Below are 15,392 nucleotides of genomic sequence, written 5' to 3' on the forward strand. Positions count from 1 at the left end.
TGCGTCGGATCGGGACGATTTGTCGGCCGTGGTCATCTCAGATCACTCCCGCGGCCCGCAGGCGCTCGATCTCGCGGTCGTCCAGTCCGGCGAACTGCGCGAGGACGGTTTCGGTGTCGGCGCCCAGCAGTGGTGGGGTGCCGGCGGGCACGGGCTCGCCGCCGGTCTCTCGTAGAGGCGTGCGCAGAGCCTGGAAGGTGCCTTCGGTGGGGTGCTCGAAGTCGGTGACCACGCCCCGCGCCTGCGCCTGAGGAGCCGTCAGGGCCTCGCGGACGCCGCGGATCTCCCCGGCCGGGACGTCGGCGGCGCACAGTTCCTTCAGGAGCGGTTCGCGGTCCCGTCCGGCGATGGCCGTGCGCAGGGCGTTCATGACGCGGTCGCGTTGGGCGACACGTCCCGTGTTGTGCAGCAGGTCCGGGTCGGCTCCGAGTTCGGCCAGGCCGAGCACGGAGCACAGCGGCGACCAGTGCTGATCGCTTCCGCTGATGTGCAGCCATCCGCCGTCAGCGGTGCGGAAGGCCGCGGACGGGACACGCCCGGGGTGCTGGGTGCCGGTACGCACCGGGTCCTCGTCGAGGGCGAACAGCCGGGCCGCGTTGAGGGCGTGCAGACTGAGCTGTACGTCCATCATGGAGACGTCGAAGTGGCGGCCGCGTCCGGTGACGCCGCGGCCAGCCAGGCCGGTGAGGGCGGCGATGGCGATCCAGAGACCGGATGTCATGTCCGCCACCGGGATCCCCGTCTTGCTGGGCGGGCCGTCGGGCTCACCGGTCATTGCCATGACACCGGACAGTGCCTGGAAGACGGTGTCGTAGCCCTTGCGCAGGCGGTCGGGGCCGCTCTGTCCGAAACCGGTGGCGGAGATGTACACGAGCCCCGGATTGGCGGCGCTGAGATCGTCGTATCCCAGTCCCAGTCGCGCCATGGCACCGGGGAGGAAGTTCTCCACGATGATGTCGGCCCGGGCAGCAAGCCGGCGGGCGGCGTCACGGCCGCGGGGGTCCTTGAGGTCCAGGGTGACCGAGTGCTTGCCGCGGTTGAAGGCGAAGAAGTAGGCGCTCTCGCCGTGCGGCAGGCGGGGTTCGAAGCTGCGGGTCTCGTCGCCGCCGCCCGGGCGTTCGACCTTGATGACCGTGGCTCCCTGTTCGGCGAGGATCTGGGTGGCCATCGGGGCCGCGAGGACCCGGGAGAAGTCGAGGACGGTGATGCCGTCGAGTGGGCCGGGCGTGGTGCTCTCGTTCACCGGCGAAACCCCCGCATCAGCGCGTTGACGTCCTGGCCTGCCCGCATCGCCGCCTCGGTGGGCAGGTCCGCGACACGGTAGAACAGGTCCTTCGCCGCGCGGAGGGCGCGGGGCTCGACAGCGGCCCACTGCTGCGCCGTCCCGAGTGCGGACTCGACCACGTCGTCCGGATCCACGACGCGATTGGCCAGGCCGTGCTCCAGGGCCTCGGCGGCGGTCAGCAGCCGTCCCGTACTGACGAGCTCGAAGGCGAGCTTGCGGCCCAGATGCCGCTGGAGTCCGGTCATCACCAGGGCCGGAACGATGGAGTGCCGCAGTTCGGGATAGCCGAACTTCAGGTCCGTGCCCACGACCGTCATGTCGGCGCCGATGGCTAGTCCGGCGCCGCCGCCCACGGCGGCACCTCGCACGGCGGAGATGACCGGCGTACCCATCCGCTGCATCTGCGTCTGTACGTGGGCGGTCAGTGCCGCCCGTTCGAGGACGGCCTCCGGCTGGTCGGGGGTGAGGGCCGAGAACTCCGAGAGGTCGGCGCCCGCGCAGAAGGCGCGCCCTGCGCCGGTGAGGACGACGGCGCGTACCCGGGTGTCGTCCTCGGCCGCGGTGAGCGCGGTGCTCAGGGCGTGGGTGAGCGCGGTGTCGAGGGCGTTGAGCTTGTCGGGGCGGTTGAGGGTGAGGACGCGGACGGGTCCTCGGTCCTCGACGAGCAGTACGTCGGTGGCGGTTGCGTCCGCGTCGGTCGGCTGCCCGCTGGTCGTGACGGTCACGGAAGGTTCTCCTCGGTCGGGCGGTGGGGTCAGGCGGCGGAGCGCCGGAATCCGGCGCGGGCCACCATGCTGTGCAGGGGGCGGCCCAGCGCCTCCTCGCAGGCCCGGGATGCGGCGGCGAGCGCGTCCAGGTCGATGCCGGTGTCCACGCCCATCGCGTCGAACAGGCACACCAGGTCCTCGGTGCAGACGTTTCCGGTGAGGCCGGCTCCGTAGCCGATCTTCGACGGATGGCCGCCGACGCCTCCGAGGGCGCTGTCGAAGTGGCGGCAGCCGGCCTCCAGGGCGGCGACCGCGTTGGCAACGGCAGTTCCGCGGGTGTTGTGGAAGTGGGAGATCACCGCAAGGCCGGGGTGGGCCCGGTCCAGGCGGTTGAAGAGGGTGGCGACGGCGGCGGGGGTGGCGACGCCCGTGGTGTCCCCCAGGGTGACGGCGTCCGCGCCGAGGTCGGCGAAGCGGGCGACGTCCTCGGCGACGCGTCCGGGATCGATGCGCCCCTCGAAGGGGCAGCCGAACGCGACGGACACCACGCCCACCAGCCGGAAGTGGCCGTCCGCCAGGGCGACCATCTCCTCGACACGCTCCCACTGCTGCGCCCGTGTGGTGCGCAGGTTCTTCTGCGTGTGGCTCTCACTGGCTGATACCAGCAGGCTCAGTTCCTCGGCGCCTATGCCGCGGTCGAGGTCGCTCATGGCCCGTTCGACCCCCCGTGGGTTGGGGCACGTCGCCTTGAACGCCACGCCGGGTCGGTGGGTGACACCTGCCAGGACCTCACTGGCGTCGGCGAAGGCGGGCACCCACTTCGGATGGCTGTAACTGGTCGCCTCGATACGGCGGAAGCCCGCGTCGGCAAATGTTTCCAGCAGGGCGATTTTTGTTTCGGTCGGCACGAACGTGGGTTCGTGTTGCAGCCCGTCCCGGGCGAAGCACTCACAGATGGTGACCGTGTCGGTCATCGAGCCACCTCCTCAGGATGACCCGACAACTACTACCCCCCAGCTGTTGATAAAGTCAACACCTAACCTTCCTTGAGGCGCTCCCGCTCCCGCCGCTCCAGGGACAGCGCCAGGTCGGCCAGCTTCTCCAGGGCGCGCCCCAGGACCTGCGCCTCCTCGTCGGAGAGGAGTGCGGCGAAAGCCGCGTCCCGCTCGTTCGCGGCCTCGATGAGGCCCCGGTAGACCTCGACCCCGGAATCGGTGAGGGCCAACTGTCGGCTGCGGCCCACCCCCTCGGTGCGGTTCACGAGACCGCGTTCGACCAGGCCGCGGACGACGCGGCTCATCTGGGCCTTGTCCAGGCCGGCCCGCCGGGCCAGCCGGTTGAGCGTCAGCGTCGGATCGGCCGCGATCAGGGCGAGGGTGCGCCACTCACCGAGACTCACGTCGAACTCGCGTCGGTACCTGAGCGCCGCACTGCGCGACAGGGCCGAGGACGTCCGTGAGAGCCGGTAGGACAGTAGCTCGGAGATTGGCGCAAGGTCTCGGCCGTCGTCACGTTTCACCATGGGCGGCATGGTATCTCTGCCGAAGCTGTTGACTTTATCAACTTGAGCGTCGGAAAATCGCCACGCCCGCCGCTCTTGGCGACATACCTCGACAAAGGAGTCGTACGTCGTGGCCGACCCCTCGACCTCCACCGCACCACAGGACGCAGTCGACGCCTCCACAGTCGACCGCGCCGCGACCTATCGCACCATCGCCTGGCGCGTCATGCCGCTCCTGGTCATCTGTTACGTCGTCAGCTTCATCGACCGCACCAACATCGGAATCGCCCAGCACGGGCTCGAGCGGGACCTCGGCTTCGGCTCCGCCGTCTACGGCCTCGGCGTGACCCTGTTCTTCGTCGGTTTCATCCTCTTCGAAGTACCGAGCAGCGCGCTGCTGGCCCGGCTCGGGGCCCGCAAGACGCTCGTGCGCATCATGGTGTCCTGGGGCGTCGTCACCCTCGCCACCTCACTGGTCCACAACGAGATCACCTTCTACATTGCGAGGTTCCTCCTCGGCGTCACGGAGGCCGGCTTCTTCCCCGGAGCCCTCTACTTCCTCTCGCGCTGGTTCCCCTCCGCACGGCGTACGCGCATGACCGCGGTGTTCTTCGCGGGCGTCCCCGTCTCCGGTGTCCTGGGCTCCCTCATGTCCGGTGCCATCATGAAAGCCTTCGACGGCAGCACGGGGATCGCGGACTGGCAGTGGCTGTTCATCATCGAGGGGATTCCCCCGATCCTGCTCGCCGGCGCCGTCCTGCTGTGGCTCGTCGACGAACCCGAGCAGGCACGCTGGCTGACTCCCGCCCAGCGGGCGGCCGTCCGCCTGGACCTGGACGCGGACCAGCAGCGCAAGAGGGCCGAGCAGACGACCGGCAAGGGACAGGGCGGGCTGCTGCTCGCCCTGAGAGACCCCAAGGTGTGGATCATCGGCCTCTGCGCCTGCGGGGCCTACACGCTCGCCAACGCCGTGTCGTTCTGGACGCCGCGGATCATCGCCGACGCAGGCGTCGCGGACGTCCTCGACCTGGGCTTTTTCTCCGCCCTGCCGCCCTTGCTCGGCATCGTCGTCATGCTGATCGTGGGACGGCACTCCGACCGCACCCTGGAACGCCGCTGGCACGCGGCCCTCAGCTGGACCGTCGCGGCCCTGGCCATGGTGGCGATCTCGGTGTCCGGAGACGATGTCGCCATGGTCGTGGTGCTCCTGGCGATCCTGGCCGCGGCCCACTATTCGGGCCTCACCGTCTTCTACTCCATCCCCTCCATCTACCTGAGTGAACGTGCGGCGGCCACCGGGATCGCGCTCGTCACCTCGATGGGGTCCTTCGCGGCGGCCGCGTCGCCGTCCCTGCTCGGATTCATCCAGGCCAGCACCGGCAGCCTGTCGCTCGGCCTGCAGATCAGCGCCGGGATCGTGCTGCTCGCCGTCGTCCTGCTGCTGGTCGGGGTCAAGGCGAAGGACCTGCGAGAACAACGCCCCTCCTGACGCGCCGGAAGCGAGCTGCCGGGCCGGACGAGGACGACGAGGGGCGAGGGGGTGGCCGCGGGGGTCTCCGCCTCCTCGCGTGAGCCGGTTGTTGTGCTTGCCGCCGGCGCCTGTCGGGTTCCACGCCTCCAGGTTCGGGGACCCGGAGGCGCCGGCGGCCGGCCTGTGGCAGCCCTGCCCTTGCCGAAAACCACATCCAGGCTGGTCAGGCCGCATGTCGGTACTCGTGTGGTGCCGCCGAGTCGGGCCCGTCGTCGTATATCCAGGTGGGCGATCCGGTCTGGGTCCTCGATCGGGGCGCATCGAGGGTGGGCCGGTCCGCGGCAAGATGTCAGTAAGACTGCTCCGCAGCCGGAGGAAGGCATTGTCAGCGGTCGGGTGATACTGGCGCGATGAAGACGTCCTGCTCAACCGCAGTCAGTTCAGCCGAACTTTCCCTCACCTGGGTCGAGTCGATGGGCGGCCCCCTGATCGCCGTACCAGTTTCCGTACTGGATAAATGGCGTGGCTGCACGGAGTCGGGGATGGTCATTGGCGACGGGGACGTCTCGGACGACTACGACCGCGCTTGCGAGGTGGACGAACTGGCCGGCGTGATTGCTATCGACGAGGAGGGCGCGAAGGGACTTGTCCTGGCAGACCAACCCGCAACCACCTGCTACCTGCCGGAACAGCAAGCCTTCGTCCGCTGGCTCGGCGCCGACTCCGAGACCGACCTGATTGCCGCAGCCAAGGCTGTACTCACCGACCCCACCACCCAGTGGGAGAAGTGCGGTGCCTGGGAGACGGATGGCCCGGCGGTGCTCATGGACTCTGTCATCGCCGGAGCTGAATTGGACGTCGAGTACCCGAACGGCGGAGGACTGCCGGAGCAGGCCCCCGTCCCGATACGACCAGGCCGCTGGACAGTCCGCGCCGTCCACGCTTCCCCAAACGACGACACTTCGGTGGGTCTGGTCCAGCTTCTGCCCCTTGACGCAGACTCATTCGGATAGGAGATCAGGAGGCATCCTCATCAAGTCGACTGAGGAGTCCGTCAAAGATCTGTTCCCGTGCCACCTGCCCCTTGGCTGCCGCGTCGTCGCGCTGGCGTTGGAGGGTGGGGCGGAACTCGATCGTGGTGACGAAGAACGTGCAGGATTCGCAGATCGACTCGAAGTGGCAGTCCATCTCGACGGGGCGAGCGCAGTAGCCGTTTCCGAGCATCCGGCGATGCATCTCCCTGCGGAGCTTGGCCATCTCCGAGCCCTCAGCCTCGGCCGGCAGTTGGCGCGGGGCGTCGTAGAGGGCCTCGACCTTCTCCGAGACCGCGAAGTACTCATCGGCGACAGTCCGGTCGGCGATCCGCGCATAAACACGTGTCATGGACAACGTCCTGTGTCCAAGAAGCGCGGCGATGGCCTCCAGGGACATGCCGCGGTTGATCGCCTGGGTGGCCAGGGTGTGCCTCAGCTGATGCGGCGTGACCCGGCCGAGCCCGGCCTCCTGGGCGGCCTTGCGGACAGCAGCCTCTATGCGGGAGGCGTTGACCGGGCGGCCGTGGTCGGTGAACAGCAGGTTCGAGCGCAGGCCCTCGGGCCGGTGCAACAGCCACTTGTCCAGGAGCGTCTTGAGCTGTGGGTGCAAGGGAACGTATCGGTCGGTGTGCATCTTGCCGACCGGGACGCGGAGCCAGTAGGTGGAGCCGATCTGCACCACCGCGTCGATGGTGAGACCCAGCATCCCGCTGCGGCGCATCCCGGTGCGGGCAAGGATCTCGATCGCCAGCCTTGCGAACGGATCGGGATCGCGTCGGGCGGCTGCCAGCAATTTGGCGGCCGCAGCGTCGTCGAGAAAGCGCGGCAGCGGCTCGTCCGCGATCGGGAAGTCGCTGTCGAACACCAGCTGGCGGTCAGGGCGGTCATGGGTCCCACTCGTCCAGGCGGCGGAAGAATCCACGGAGTTGCTGAGCCTGTCGCCGACGGTGTGCCGGTGCAGTGGCCCGCCGCGGGCGGCCGGCCGCTCCAGCAGCCACTGTCGGTAGCGTTCGACGTGTCGCCGCTTCAGGTCGGCAACGCAGGTCACGGTGGTGTCCTCGGCAGCCACCAGCAGAGCGAATTCCCGAAGCGTCAACTCAGCGTTCTTCACGGTGCCCGGCAGCAGCGTCCCGTCGATTTGCTGCAGGTAGTGCTGCATCGTGGCGGCCATCTCAATCGCGACGCGTGACCACTCTGCGGCGCGGATGTCGGCCCGGTCCGGGTGCCGGCGGCGCGGAAGCTCGTCGGACAATCCGCAGTGAAACAGCGTCGCCTCAAGATTGAACAGAGAGGTCGACAGAGCCTTGACGCCGCGGTTGGGGATGCGACGGGCCGCCTCCAGGAGCAGGCTGCGTCCCTCGTCCCGGTCTGCCTGCTGCAGCTTGTGCGGTTGCCGACCGAACAGCGCCACGAAGTGCCCCAGCAGGTTGAACTGGGACATGGCCAGCGCGTCGCGGAAGCCGAGGGTCCGGGCGGTCTCCATGAACCGTAGGTGCAGTTCCGGGTCTGTCCGGGCCAGCACGATGCCCAACCGTGGCCGGCGGGCGACCAGGTAGTCCGCGCCCGGCTGCATGCGTCCGGTGACCGCGAGCCAGCTGATAAATCGGTGGGTCTCGTGGTTGAACGCGAGCTCCCCAGCGGACCTTGTGGTCGGTGTTCATGCCTTGCCCGGCCTGGTGGGCGAGGTAGTGCTCGACAAGGTCCGGGCGCACGATCGGCAAGGCCGCGGCGCGGGCCCGGCGCATCAGGCGTCTGCCGTGTCGGCGTCGATGGCGGCACTCGCCGTCAGGTACTGCTCGACGAGCCAGCTGTTCGCCAGGTGGATGTAGATCCGGGTCGATTCGATGGAGCGGTGGCCAGCCTGAGCCTGGACCGCTTCCAGGGCCATGCCCGCCTCCCGCAGCCGGGTCAGGCAGGTATGGCGGAGCTGATGGCAGGACAGCCGGGGCAGCCCGGTCCGCTTCCGGGCGCCGCCGAGGATCTCGTCCAGACCGTCTGCAGACAGTGGCCGGCCGCGGGTCGGGCCGCGCAGCACGACGAACAACCGGCCGTGGTCGACGACAGTACGTTCGCGGTCCAGATAATCGCCGACGGCGGTGAAGAACTGCCCGGAGACCGGTATGAGGCGCTGATGACCGCCCTTGCCCTCGCTGATGAACACCCGACGCTCACCGGGCGAGAGGTTGTTCAGACGCAGGCCGAGCACTTCGCAGCGGCGCAGCCCGCCCAGCAGCATTGCAAGCGAGCACCGCCTCGACCTCGCCCGGGCCAAGGACCCGCGGGAGGGTGCGGGGCGTGCGCAGCAACGGTGCCCCGCGGTGGCCGCTGCGTCGGCGGGTGGCCAGCCCGGTCGATGTCGGCGTACGGGCTGTAGTGCAGAGGTATGTACGGGCTGATGTACAGAGCCTGAGACAGTGTCAGCTGACGCCGTTGATGCCGCCTGACCGCGAGGTCCGTCATGATCCGGCCCGGGTCGTGGCCGGTCCCACGTGGCCTCAAAGGGTGCAACGCGACGGAGTACGCACCGGTCAGCCCAGTTGCATCGGCGAGATCAGCAAGCAACCGCGATCCAGCATGTCCCATCACCCCCGCCCCGTCAGCGGACACCACGAACCTGGGACGAGAACCGATACCCTTCACGCAGAAAGTGCCTTCCTCCGGCGACGATCAAACCCCTAGACAAGGTTCATCGTCCCAGCTCAGGAAGGCACTTTCGCGTATCCGGCCAGCATCCGGACCAACCTCAACCGAAACGACGAGGCTAAGCCCCGGCCGGCATTCACGCGGGATGTACTGATCCAGCAGCACCCGCCGAACGTCTCTCGGATCTCCTCCACCGAGCTGGGCCAGTCGGGAGTGGCTGGGAACGGTGCCCAATGAGAGATTTTCATCCTGATTTCGCAGGTCACGTGGCTGGTGTGTGCCGGGAGTGACGTACTCGCGCTGGCCGGAAGCGTGATCGTCTGGGGGAGATCGTTTGTCACCTCTGGACTTCGGTGTTCGCCAGGACGAGCAGGGCTCGCAGGAGGGTGGTCGCGTGGCGGGCGTTCATCCGGACCTTGGTGAGGAAGCGCCAGGATTTGAGGTTTGCGAAGCCGTGTTCGACGGCGGCGCGTTCTCGGCTGAGCAGGCGGTTCGCTTCCTTCTCCGCGTCGGTGAGCTTGTGGTTGCGGGTGGCCTTGCGGCCGGTGATGATCACTGGGTTGTCGTCGGGTTCGTCGTCCAGGCCGATGAAGCCGAGGTCGGCCAGGGCGCCGAGTCCAGCCTGACGCAGGTGTGTGGTGAGCTTGTTGTGGCGGGCGGTGGTGATCTCGCTGCAGCGTCCGGGCTTGGCCGCGGAGATCCAGATCAGATTGCCCTTCTCGTCGGTGAGGGCGAGGAACAGCAGGCCATGGGCCTTGTGCTTGCCGCTGTAGTTCTTCCGGTTCTCGGCCCCGGTGCGGCGGCGGGTGCGCACGAGGGTGCCGTCGAGCAGGACGACGACGCCGCCCTTGCGGGCGATCTTCTTCAGTGCGCGGTCCAGGCGCGGGGCGCGGGCGGACAGCAAGTCGATCGCTTCCAGCACCCAGCGGCGCACGGTGGAGGCGGAGACATTGTTGCCGCCGGCCATGTCGAGGAGGCGCTGGTCGTGGCGGAGCACGGCGAGCACAACGATCGCCTGGGTGCCCGGGGTGACCTTGCGCCATCGGGTGCCCAGCTCCTTGCGCCACTTGCGTATCAGATCGGCGACGAGATCGATGGTTCGCTTCGACAGCGGGAGGCGGACCTGGTAAACAGCTTTGCGAGAGCCCTCGGCGGGCTGGTGAGTCTTCACACGCGAACCAACTACCGCCGGGGGTCCTCGCGTTACGCCCGGAACCGGCCCCTCCGTCGCGACCGGGGCTCAGCGCGGCAGATAGCGGCCCGAACCGGTCCGCCGCAGCCAGCCCCGGTCGGACAGCTTGCGCAACTGGCCGCGGACCGGCTCGATCTTTCCGGGCGTGGTCTCCCGGCCCAGAGCGATTGCGAAGTCCTTGGCCATCACCGGCCCCGCCGCATCCGTCACGATCTCCATGATCCGCCGATACTCCGGCGTCAGGACAACCAGTCCCCTGCCCTCCACCCGGTGCGGCACCACCAGCATCCCGCCGGCCCCCGGCGCCGCCACGACCCGCTCCGGCTCCGGCTCCGGCTCCGGCTCCACGATGCCCGACCGGCGACGGCCGCCGTCCGTCTCCTCGGCCCACTGCCCGAAGACCGTCTCAGCGGCCTCCAGCCGGGCCACCTCAGCCTCGATCCCGGTCAGCTCCTTGCGCAGCAGCTCAGCGCGTTCGGCCAGCTGAACCCGCCGCTCGACCGTCCACGTCAGCACGTCCGTCACGCACATCCCTCCCGACGCAGAACCTACGAAATGCGACGTCGGGCCGCCCGAGAACCCGAGAAGCAACCCGTGACAGACGATCACCTGCTAAGGATCACGCCGGAGACCAGCGCGAGCACCCCACCCGCTCCTCACGCCACCATCCTGACCTGCTACTTCAGGATGGAAAATGATCAATGGTCCGCTCTCCCCAAGGGCTTATTGGTGGATGGCAGTTGCTCCATCCGGCGCCCGGGCTGGGCCGATTAGTTGACTAATAGGCCCAGTCCGGGCCCGGTATCACTATTTATCGGCCACGCAGGGGGCAAGCTCGCCCTCGGGTTTTCAGAGGGCGGTATGAGACCTGATGCGCGATTCTTCGTTTCGTGCGGGGTGAACGGGCAGGCCGTGGCGACGTTGGTCGGTTACGGCCGGGGCAGGGTGAACAAGCCTGGCTCGGTCTCGGCCATGATTCCCCGGTCGGCCAGCCGTTTGAGCTTCAGGCGGACGTTGTTGATGTTGTTGGGCGCGACCGGCAGGTCCATCGCCTCACAGACCTGCCGCGCCCGCAACGGATGGTCGGTCGCGGCGAACACCGCCATGATCTGCTGGTAGGCCGGATGGTCCGGCAGCTTCAGTGCCGGCGGCGCGGGCAGCTCCATCAGCGTCTTGCGGGTGACAAGGGAACATCCCGGGTCCGGGCCACGACCCGGATCACCTCACCAGCATCCACCCACCTCCTCGATGACCAGCGACGCGAGCCCCGAAAACACCGTTTCCACAAGGGAGTTGACGTCACGCATGTCATGTCAACGAGACTCGTCACATGCCGTCACCACCGACTACGGAACAGAGCCGCTCGTCGTTTGACAGACCCGCTGGTCTATATGACCGACCACGCCGAACCCGACCACGACGTACGAATGTATTCCTGTCCCGAGAAGACCCAATACTTCTTCGTGTCATCCGGCATCTGCATCACGGCGTCGATCCCTGCCGCAAAGTTTGGGTAACTGCCGAGCCCGCCCCAGTCACTCAACGGCATCGGTTTCTGCACCACGGTATCTATGTGGTTTTTTCCGTTCGCCACTCGGATGCGAATGAACTGCGACCCCGAGAAGACCCAATACTCGTTTATGTTGTCCGGCGTCTGCGCCACGGCATCGATTCGTGTAAACGAACTGGTGCGGAGAGCACCCCAGTCACTCAACGGCATCGGTTTCTGCACCACGGTATCTATGTGGTTTTTTCCGTTCGCCACTCGGATGCGAATGAACTGCGACCCCGAGAAGACCCAATACTCGTTTATGTTGTCCGGCGTCTGCATCACGGCATCGATTCGTGTAAACGAACTGGTGCGGAGAGCACCCCAGTCACTCAACGGCATCGGTTTCTGCACCACGGTATCTATGTGGTTTTTTCCGTTCGCCACTCGGATGCGAATGAACTGCGACCCCGAGAAGACCCAATACTCGTTTATGTTGTCCGGCGTCTGCATCACGGCATCGATTCGTGTCGTAAACCCCGCTTCCCTGAAAGCGTTCCGATCGCTCAACGGCTTCGGGCCCTGCACCTTCTTCCCGTCGGTGCCGGTGAGGCGTACGGCGACGAGTGCGCTGACCGTCGCGGCCAGTGTGGCGCCGCCGCCGAGCAGGACGGTGCGGCGGCTCAGTCCACGCGAGGTGGTCGGCGTCTTCTCGGCCTCGGCTCCGATATAGATCGGTTTGGGGTGCGGGGCGAGACCGGGTTGCGGTGAGGTGCCCAGGGGTTGTCCGGGAAGGTGTTCATCGGAATGAGTGAGGTGGTGCTGGGCCTCCCACACGCGCCGGGCCTGCTCGAGAAGGCGTTGCTCGTCGGCGGCATTGGCGATGTGAATGTTGATGTTGTGCTGGTCACGGCCGACGGTGTTCTGCTGGAGACTCCCGCCGACGGTGTTGCCTTCCGCGCCCTGCACGGTCTCGAGTCGCCGCGCGGGGCGCCAACGGAACGGGCGTCGGGATTCCTTCCGCGGCTCACCCATCCTGGCGCTGGCCGAAATCGCCCGTGATGTCGTTCCGGCGCGCTTCCTGCTCTGCGGGCCCGGTGGACGTCTGGGTGAACGAGCCGCCGACCCTGTTGCCCTCGGCCCACTGGCTCCTGCCTCGCGCTGGTACCACCGGGAGCCACCACTGCACCGCGGCCCCCACCACGAGCAACACCGCCGCGGAAGCCCACCACGCCGCCGATCGGTGATCGGTGAGGAACCCGGTGGCCACGTTCACCACCGCGGCGACCGCCACCGCCCCCACCGCGCCCACGAAACGCTGCACGACTGGACTCATCCATGCCCCCCGAGCAAGACCGAACACCCCCGACACGGACGTCGTGTAGGGAACCGACCCACGGGCGCGGGCCGACATCGCGGGACCCGGGCATCCACCAGCCGCCGACACCGTTCTCGTATGGGGAGGGCTTCCGCCCACCCGGACCCCTACCCGCCGATTGTAGAGCCGCAGCAGGATGAACGCCCGGGTGATCGAACATCCGACACCGGACGACCCGGCCGAGTGAAGCAACTGTCCAAGGTCGGGATGGGGTGTGTCAAATTACTGACTTCGGCGTATTAGGGTCTGTCCGGTCTGTCGAGAGCGAGGCCCGTCCCGGCGAGGAATCCGCCGAGGATGCCGTGCCGGTACTGCAGCGCTTTGAGCCGCCTGCGGAGCAGAGTCTCCAGCTCGCTGAGGGTGCGGGCGGCCAGGTTGGCCAGGCTCCGCTTGATGTGCGCCCACAGGCCCTCGACCGGGTTGAGGTCGGGCGCATACCCGGGCAGCAGGACCACCGTCAGCCAGTCCCGCTCGGCAACGAGTGCCTTCATCGTCTTGGAGATGTGGGTGTTCAGCCGGTCCCACACCACGATCAGCGGGGCCTTGAGCAGTTGGTGGGCGCCATCCAACAGGCGTATGTAGTCCGCCTCGCCCAGCGAGCGACGCTCGCCCTTGCGGCCGGTATGCCGACGCAGCCGGTAGCACAGACGGGCGGGCAGGCCCGGCCGGTAGCACAGCAGACCGGCCACCGAGAGACGTCCCCGGCTACGGCCGGGCACCTTGACCCTCGGGGTGATGCCGCGCCGGCCCCAGGTGCGGCCCTTGGGCGGCCGACCGGTCACGCCCGCTTCGTCCTCGAAGCAGATGAACGCGCCGGTCGCCGCCCGGAGGGTTTACCTCCTGCCAGGTCGCCTCCCGCCATGCGGTGATCGCGTCCTCGTCGCGTTCGGCGGCGGGCCGGGCGGGCATCTGCACGCTGTAGCCCATGCGGTGCAGCAGCCGAGTGACCCCGGAGACGCTGTAGGAGAGGTGGAACTTCCGCCCGATCAGCGTGCGTACCCGCGCGGCGGTCCACACCTGGTCGTCCGCCCAGCCGTGCGCGGCCGGCCCCTCATCAAGCCACATCGCGAGCTTGGTCTGCAGGTGTGGGCCGAGCCGACAGTCGTAGCCGCAGGGGCCTCTGGAACGCAGCGCCTCGCGTCCGCCCGTCCTCCAGGTGCGGCGCCACTGGTAGACCGACTTCTCACTCACCCGTAACTCCCGGGCGATGCACGGGACTTCCACGCCCTCATCGAAGAGGTCAACGGCCCGCATCCGTACCTCTTCCCGGCGCCTGCGCTGCTCGGCGGTCAGCCCGCCCCCGTCCGGATACCGCATACCTCCGGCGTACCAGCCCGGACGGACCCCGTCACCCCTCCCGACACAAATCCAGACCCCGAAACGCCGAAATCAGTAACGGCTGATCCTGGTTGTTGAGGTTGTTAGAGGGTGGTACGAGACCTGATGCGCGATTCTTCGTTTCGTGCGGGGTGAACGGGCAGGCCGTGGCGACGTTGGTCGGTTACGGCCGGGGCAGGGAGAACAAGCCTGCCTCGGTCTCGGCCATGATTCCCCGGTCGGCCAGCCGTTTGAGCTTCAGGCGCACGTTGTTGATGTTGTTGGGCGCGACCGGCAGGTCCATCGCCTCACAGACCTGCCGCGCCCGCAACGGATGGTCGGTCGCGGCGAACACCGCCATGATCTGCTGGTAGGCCGGATGGTCCGGCAGCTTCAGTGCCGGCGGCGCGGGCGGTTGTGGCTCGGGCAGCTCCATCAGCGTCTTGCGGGTGACCCGGACTTCCTCGGCGGCCCGGGCGAGTTCGTCGAGCCGGGCGGTCAGCTGCGTGATCTGCTCCCGCACCGCCTCGGCCTGTGCGGTGATCTCGCCTTCCCGCTCCTCCAGCCGTGCCAGCACCGCGCCGAGCGTCAGCTCCCCGCGACTCATGTGGTGCGCCAGGCCGGCACGGTCGCCCCGGTCAACCGGCGCAGTATCACCGCGGTCATCGCCCAGTACACCCGCGACTCCGAACTACGGGGTAGATGCTCGTAGTCGCGCACCAGCCTGCGGTGCAGCATCAAGATCCCGTATGCGCGCTCCACGACCCACCGCTTGGCCTGGGGGACGAACCCGGCTTGCGCGGGGTTGCGCGCCACGACCTCCACCTCGATGCCCACCTTTTCGCCGTGCGCGACGACGGCCTTCTTGAAGCCTTGATCGGCCAGTGCCTTCTCTACCGTGTCGGTGTCGGCGGCGACCCTGTCCAGCAACGCGATCCCGACGGCGTTCTCATGCGCCGAAGCGGCCACCACGACCACCGCGATCACCAATCCCAACACGTCAACGGCCAGGCCGCGCTTGCGGCCCGGTACTTTTTTGCCGGATCGCACCCCGTCGACTCCGCGGGCACCCCGGCTGCCGCATGAACACTCTGGGTGTCGAGCACCACCAGGCTCGGGTCCGCCTTGCGGCGTGCCATCTCCCGCACCTACCAGCGCAACAGGTCATGAACGGTCTGGTCGATGCCCTCGTCGCGCCAGAGGTAGAAGTAGTACTTCACCGCGCCGGGCGGCGGGAAGTCGTGTGGGAGCAGCTCCCACTGATCATTTTCCATCCTGAAGTAGCAGGTCAGGATGGTGGCGTGAGGAGCGGGTGGGGTGCTCGCGCTGGTCTCCGGCGTGATCCTTAGCAGGTGATCGTCTGTCACGGGTTGCT

18 protein-coding genes are annotated in these 15,392 nt (G+C 67.8%); 2 read left to right on the forward strand and 16 right to left on the reverse strand.

Translation table 11 applies throughout. From position 1 onward, the window contains the following. Positions 1 to 37: 37 nt before the first annotated feature. From OH735_RS37855 to OH735_RS37870, 4 genes are all read right to left on the reverse strand, one after another. Positions 38 to 1,243: a CaiB/BaiF CoA transferase family protein gene (locus OH735_RS37855; protein WP_406386305.1), complete on the reverse strand. Its 1,206-nt coding sequence runs from the start codon at positions 1,241 to 1,243 to the stop codon at positions 38 to 40. Further along, positions 1,240 to 2,010: an enoyl-CoA hydratase/isomerase family protein gene (locus tag OH735_RS37860; RefSeq protein WP_406386307.1), complete on the reverse strand. Its 771-nt coding sequence runs from the start codon at positions 2,008 to 2,010 to the stop codon at positions 1,240 to 1,242. The genes OH735_RS37855 and OH735_RS37860 overlap by 4 nt, the downstream gene beginning before the upstream one ends. A 29-nt stretch (positions 2,011 to 2,039) precedes the next feature. Beyond that, the gene (locus OH735_RS37865) at positions 2,040 to 2,966 is read right to left on the reverse strand and encodes a hydroxymethylglutaryl-CoA lyase (RefSeq protein ID WP_406386309.1); all 927 of its coding nucleotides are present in this window, start codon (positions 2,964 to 2,966) and stop codon (positions 2,040 to 2,042) included. Positions 2,967 to 3,028: 62 nt separating this feature from the next. Further along, positions 3,029 to 3,514, reverse strand: a complete 486-nt coding sequence (locus OH735_RS37870) for a MarR family winged helix-turn-helix transcriptional regulator (RefSeq protein WP_406386311.1) — start codon at positions 3,512 to 3,514, stop codon at positions 3,029 to 3,031. 109 nt (positions 3,515 to 3,623) lie between these two features. On the opposite strand from OH735_RS37870, the gene OH735_RS37875 reads away from it, so the two are divergent. Further along, positions 3,624 to 4,982 (forward strand): MFS transporter, encoded by a 1,359-nt coding sequence (locus tag OH735_RS37875; protein WP_406386312.1) that lies wholly within the window; start codon positions 3,624 to 3,626, stop codon positions 4,980 to 4,982. Positions 4,983 to 5,374: 392 nt separating this feature from the next. After that, positions 5,375 to 5,977, forward strand: a complete 603-nt coding sequence (locus OH735_RS37880; RefSeq protein WP_406386314.1) for an Imm21 family immunity protein — start codon at positions 5,375 to 5,377, stop codon at positions 5,975 to 5,977. Between the two features lie 4 nt (positions 5,978 to 5,981). On the opposite strand, the gene OH735_RS37885 is transcribed toward OH735_RS37880, so the two are convergent. From OH735_RS37885 to OH735_RS37940, 12 genes are all read right to left on the reverse strand, one after another. After that, positions 5,982 to 7,571, reverse strand: coding sequence for a tyrosine-type recombinase/integrase (locus OH735_RS37885; RefSeq protein ID WP_406386315.1), 1,590 nt, complete (start codon positions 7,569 to 7,571; stop codon positions 5,982 to 5,984). A gap of 171 nt (positions 7,572 to 7,742) precedes the next feature. Then, positions 7,743 to 8,234 carry a tyrosine-type recombinase/integrase gene (locus OH735_RS37890; RefSeq protein WP_406386317.1) on the reverse strand — a complete coding sequence of 164 codons (492 nt, stop codon included), beginning with the start codon at positions 8,232 to 8,234 and terminating at the stop codon, positions 7,743 to 7,745. A gap of 744 nt (positions 8,235 to 8,978) precedes the next feature. Next, complete coding sequence (locus OH735_RS37895; RefSeq protein ID WP_406386318.1) at positions 8,979 to 9,812, reverse strand: transposase family protein; 834 nt, start codon at positions 9,810 to 9,812, stop codon at positions 8,979 to 8,981. Positions 9,813 to 9,881: 69 nt separating this feature from the next. Next, positions 9,882 to 10,358 carry a hypothetical protein gene (locus tag OH735_RS37900; RefSeq protein ID WP_406378493.1) on the reverse strand — a complete coding sequence of 159 codons (477 nt, stop codon included), beginning with the start codon at positions 10,356 to 10,358 and terminating at the stop codon, positions 9,882 to 9,884. 404 nt (positions 10,359 to 10,762) lie between these two features. Continuing rightward, a complete protein-coding gene (locus OH735_RS37905) occupies positions 10,763 to 10,999 on the reverse strand; it encodes a hypothetical protein (RefSeq protein WP_406386319.1) in 237 nt (78 codons plus the stop codon). 221 nt (positions 11,000 to 11,220) lie between these two features. Then, positions 11,221 to 12,291, reverse strand: coding sequence for a hypothetical protein (locus OH735_RS37910; protein ID WP_406386321.1), 1,071 nt, complete (start codon positions 12,289 to 12,291; stop codon positions 11,221 to 11,223). Positions 12,292 to 12,349: 58 nt separating this feature from the next. After that, a complete protein-coding gene (locus OH735_RS37915) occupies positions 12,350 to 12,646 on the reverse strand; it encodes a hypothetical protein (RefSeq protein WP_390000653.1) in 297 nt (98 codons plus the stop codon). Positions 12,647 to 12,939: 293 nt separating this feature from the next. Beyond that, on the reverse strand, positions 12,940 to 13,482 hold the full coding sequence (locus OH735_RS37920) for a transposase (RefSeq protein WP_406381518.1): 543 nt from the start codon (positions 13,480 to 13,482) through the stop codon (positions 12,940 to 12,942). Beyond that, positions 13,406 to 14,017, reverse strand: a complete 612-nt coding sequence (locus OH735_RS37925; protein WP_406385022.1) for a winged helix-turn-helix domain-containing protein — start codon at positions 14,015 to 14,017, stop codon at positions 13,406 to 13,408. Before OH735_RS37925 ends, OH735_RS37920 begins: the two co-directional genes overlap by 77 nt. Positions 14,018 to 14,201: 184 nt before the next feature. Next, entirely contained in the window at positions 14,202 to 14,624 is a 423-nt protein-coding gene (locus tag OH735_RS37930; protein WP_406386323.1) for a hypothetical protein, read from the reverse strand. Continuing rightward, positions 14,621 to 15,172, reverse strand: a complete 552-nt coding sequence (locus OH735_RS37935) for a transposase (RefSeq protein WP_406386923.1) — start codon at positions 15,170 to 15,172, stop codon at positions 14,621 to 14,623. Before OH735_RS37935 ends, OH735_RS37930 begins: the two co-directional genes overlap by 4 nt. Further along, positions 15,166 to 15,384 (reverse strand): hypothetical protein, encoded by a 219-nt coding sequence (locus OH735_RS37940; protein ID WP_406386325.1) that lies wholly within the window; start codon positions 15,382 to 15,384, stop codon positions 15,166 to 15,168. The genes OH735_RS37935 and OH735_RS37940 overlap by 7 nt, the downstream gene beginning before the upstream one ends. Positions 15,385 to 15,392: the final 8 nt, after the last annotated feature.

It is taken from the genome of Streptomyces sp. NBC_01618, assembly GCF_045209435.1.
GTDB lineage: Bacteria > Actinomycetota > Actinomycetes > Streptomycetales > Streptomycetaceae > Streptomyces.

Bases quoted from the DNA above. Each gene is read 5' to 3' on its own strand.
- OH735_RS37880 (WP_406386314.1), top strand. From the start codon at position 5,375: ATGAAGACGTCCTGCTCAACCGCAGTCAGTTCAGCCGAACTTTCCCTC.
- OH735_RS37870 (WP_406386311.1), bottom strand. From the start codon at position 3,514: ATGGTGAAACGTGACGACGGCCGAGACCTTGCGCCAATCTCCGAGCTA.
- OH735_RS37885 (WP_406386315.1), bottom strand. From the start codon at position 7,571: ATGCAGCCGGGCGCGGACTACCTGGTCGCCCGCCGGCCACGGTTGGGC.
- OH735_RS37930 (WP_406386323.1), bottom strand. From the start codon at position 14,624: ATGAGTCGCGGGGAGCTGACGCTCGGCGCGGTGCTGGCACGGCTGGAG.
- OH735_RS37890 (WP_406386317.1), bottom strand. From the start codon at position 8,234: ATGCTGCTGGGCGGGCTGCGCCGCTGCGAAGTGCTCGGCCTGCGTCTG.
- OH735_RS37925 (WP_406385022.1), bottom strand. From the start codon at position 14,017: ATGCGGTATCCGGACGGGGGCGGGCTGACCGCCGAGCAGCGCAGGCGC.
- OH735_RS37865 (WP_406386309.1), bottom strand. From the start codon at position 2,966: ATGACCGACACGGTCACCATCTGTGAGTGCTTCGCCCGGGACGGGCTG.
- OH735_RS37905 (WP_406386319.1), bottom strand. From the start codon at position 10,999: ATGGAGCTGCCCGCGCCGCCGGCACTGAAGCTGCCGGACCATCCGGCC.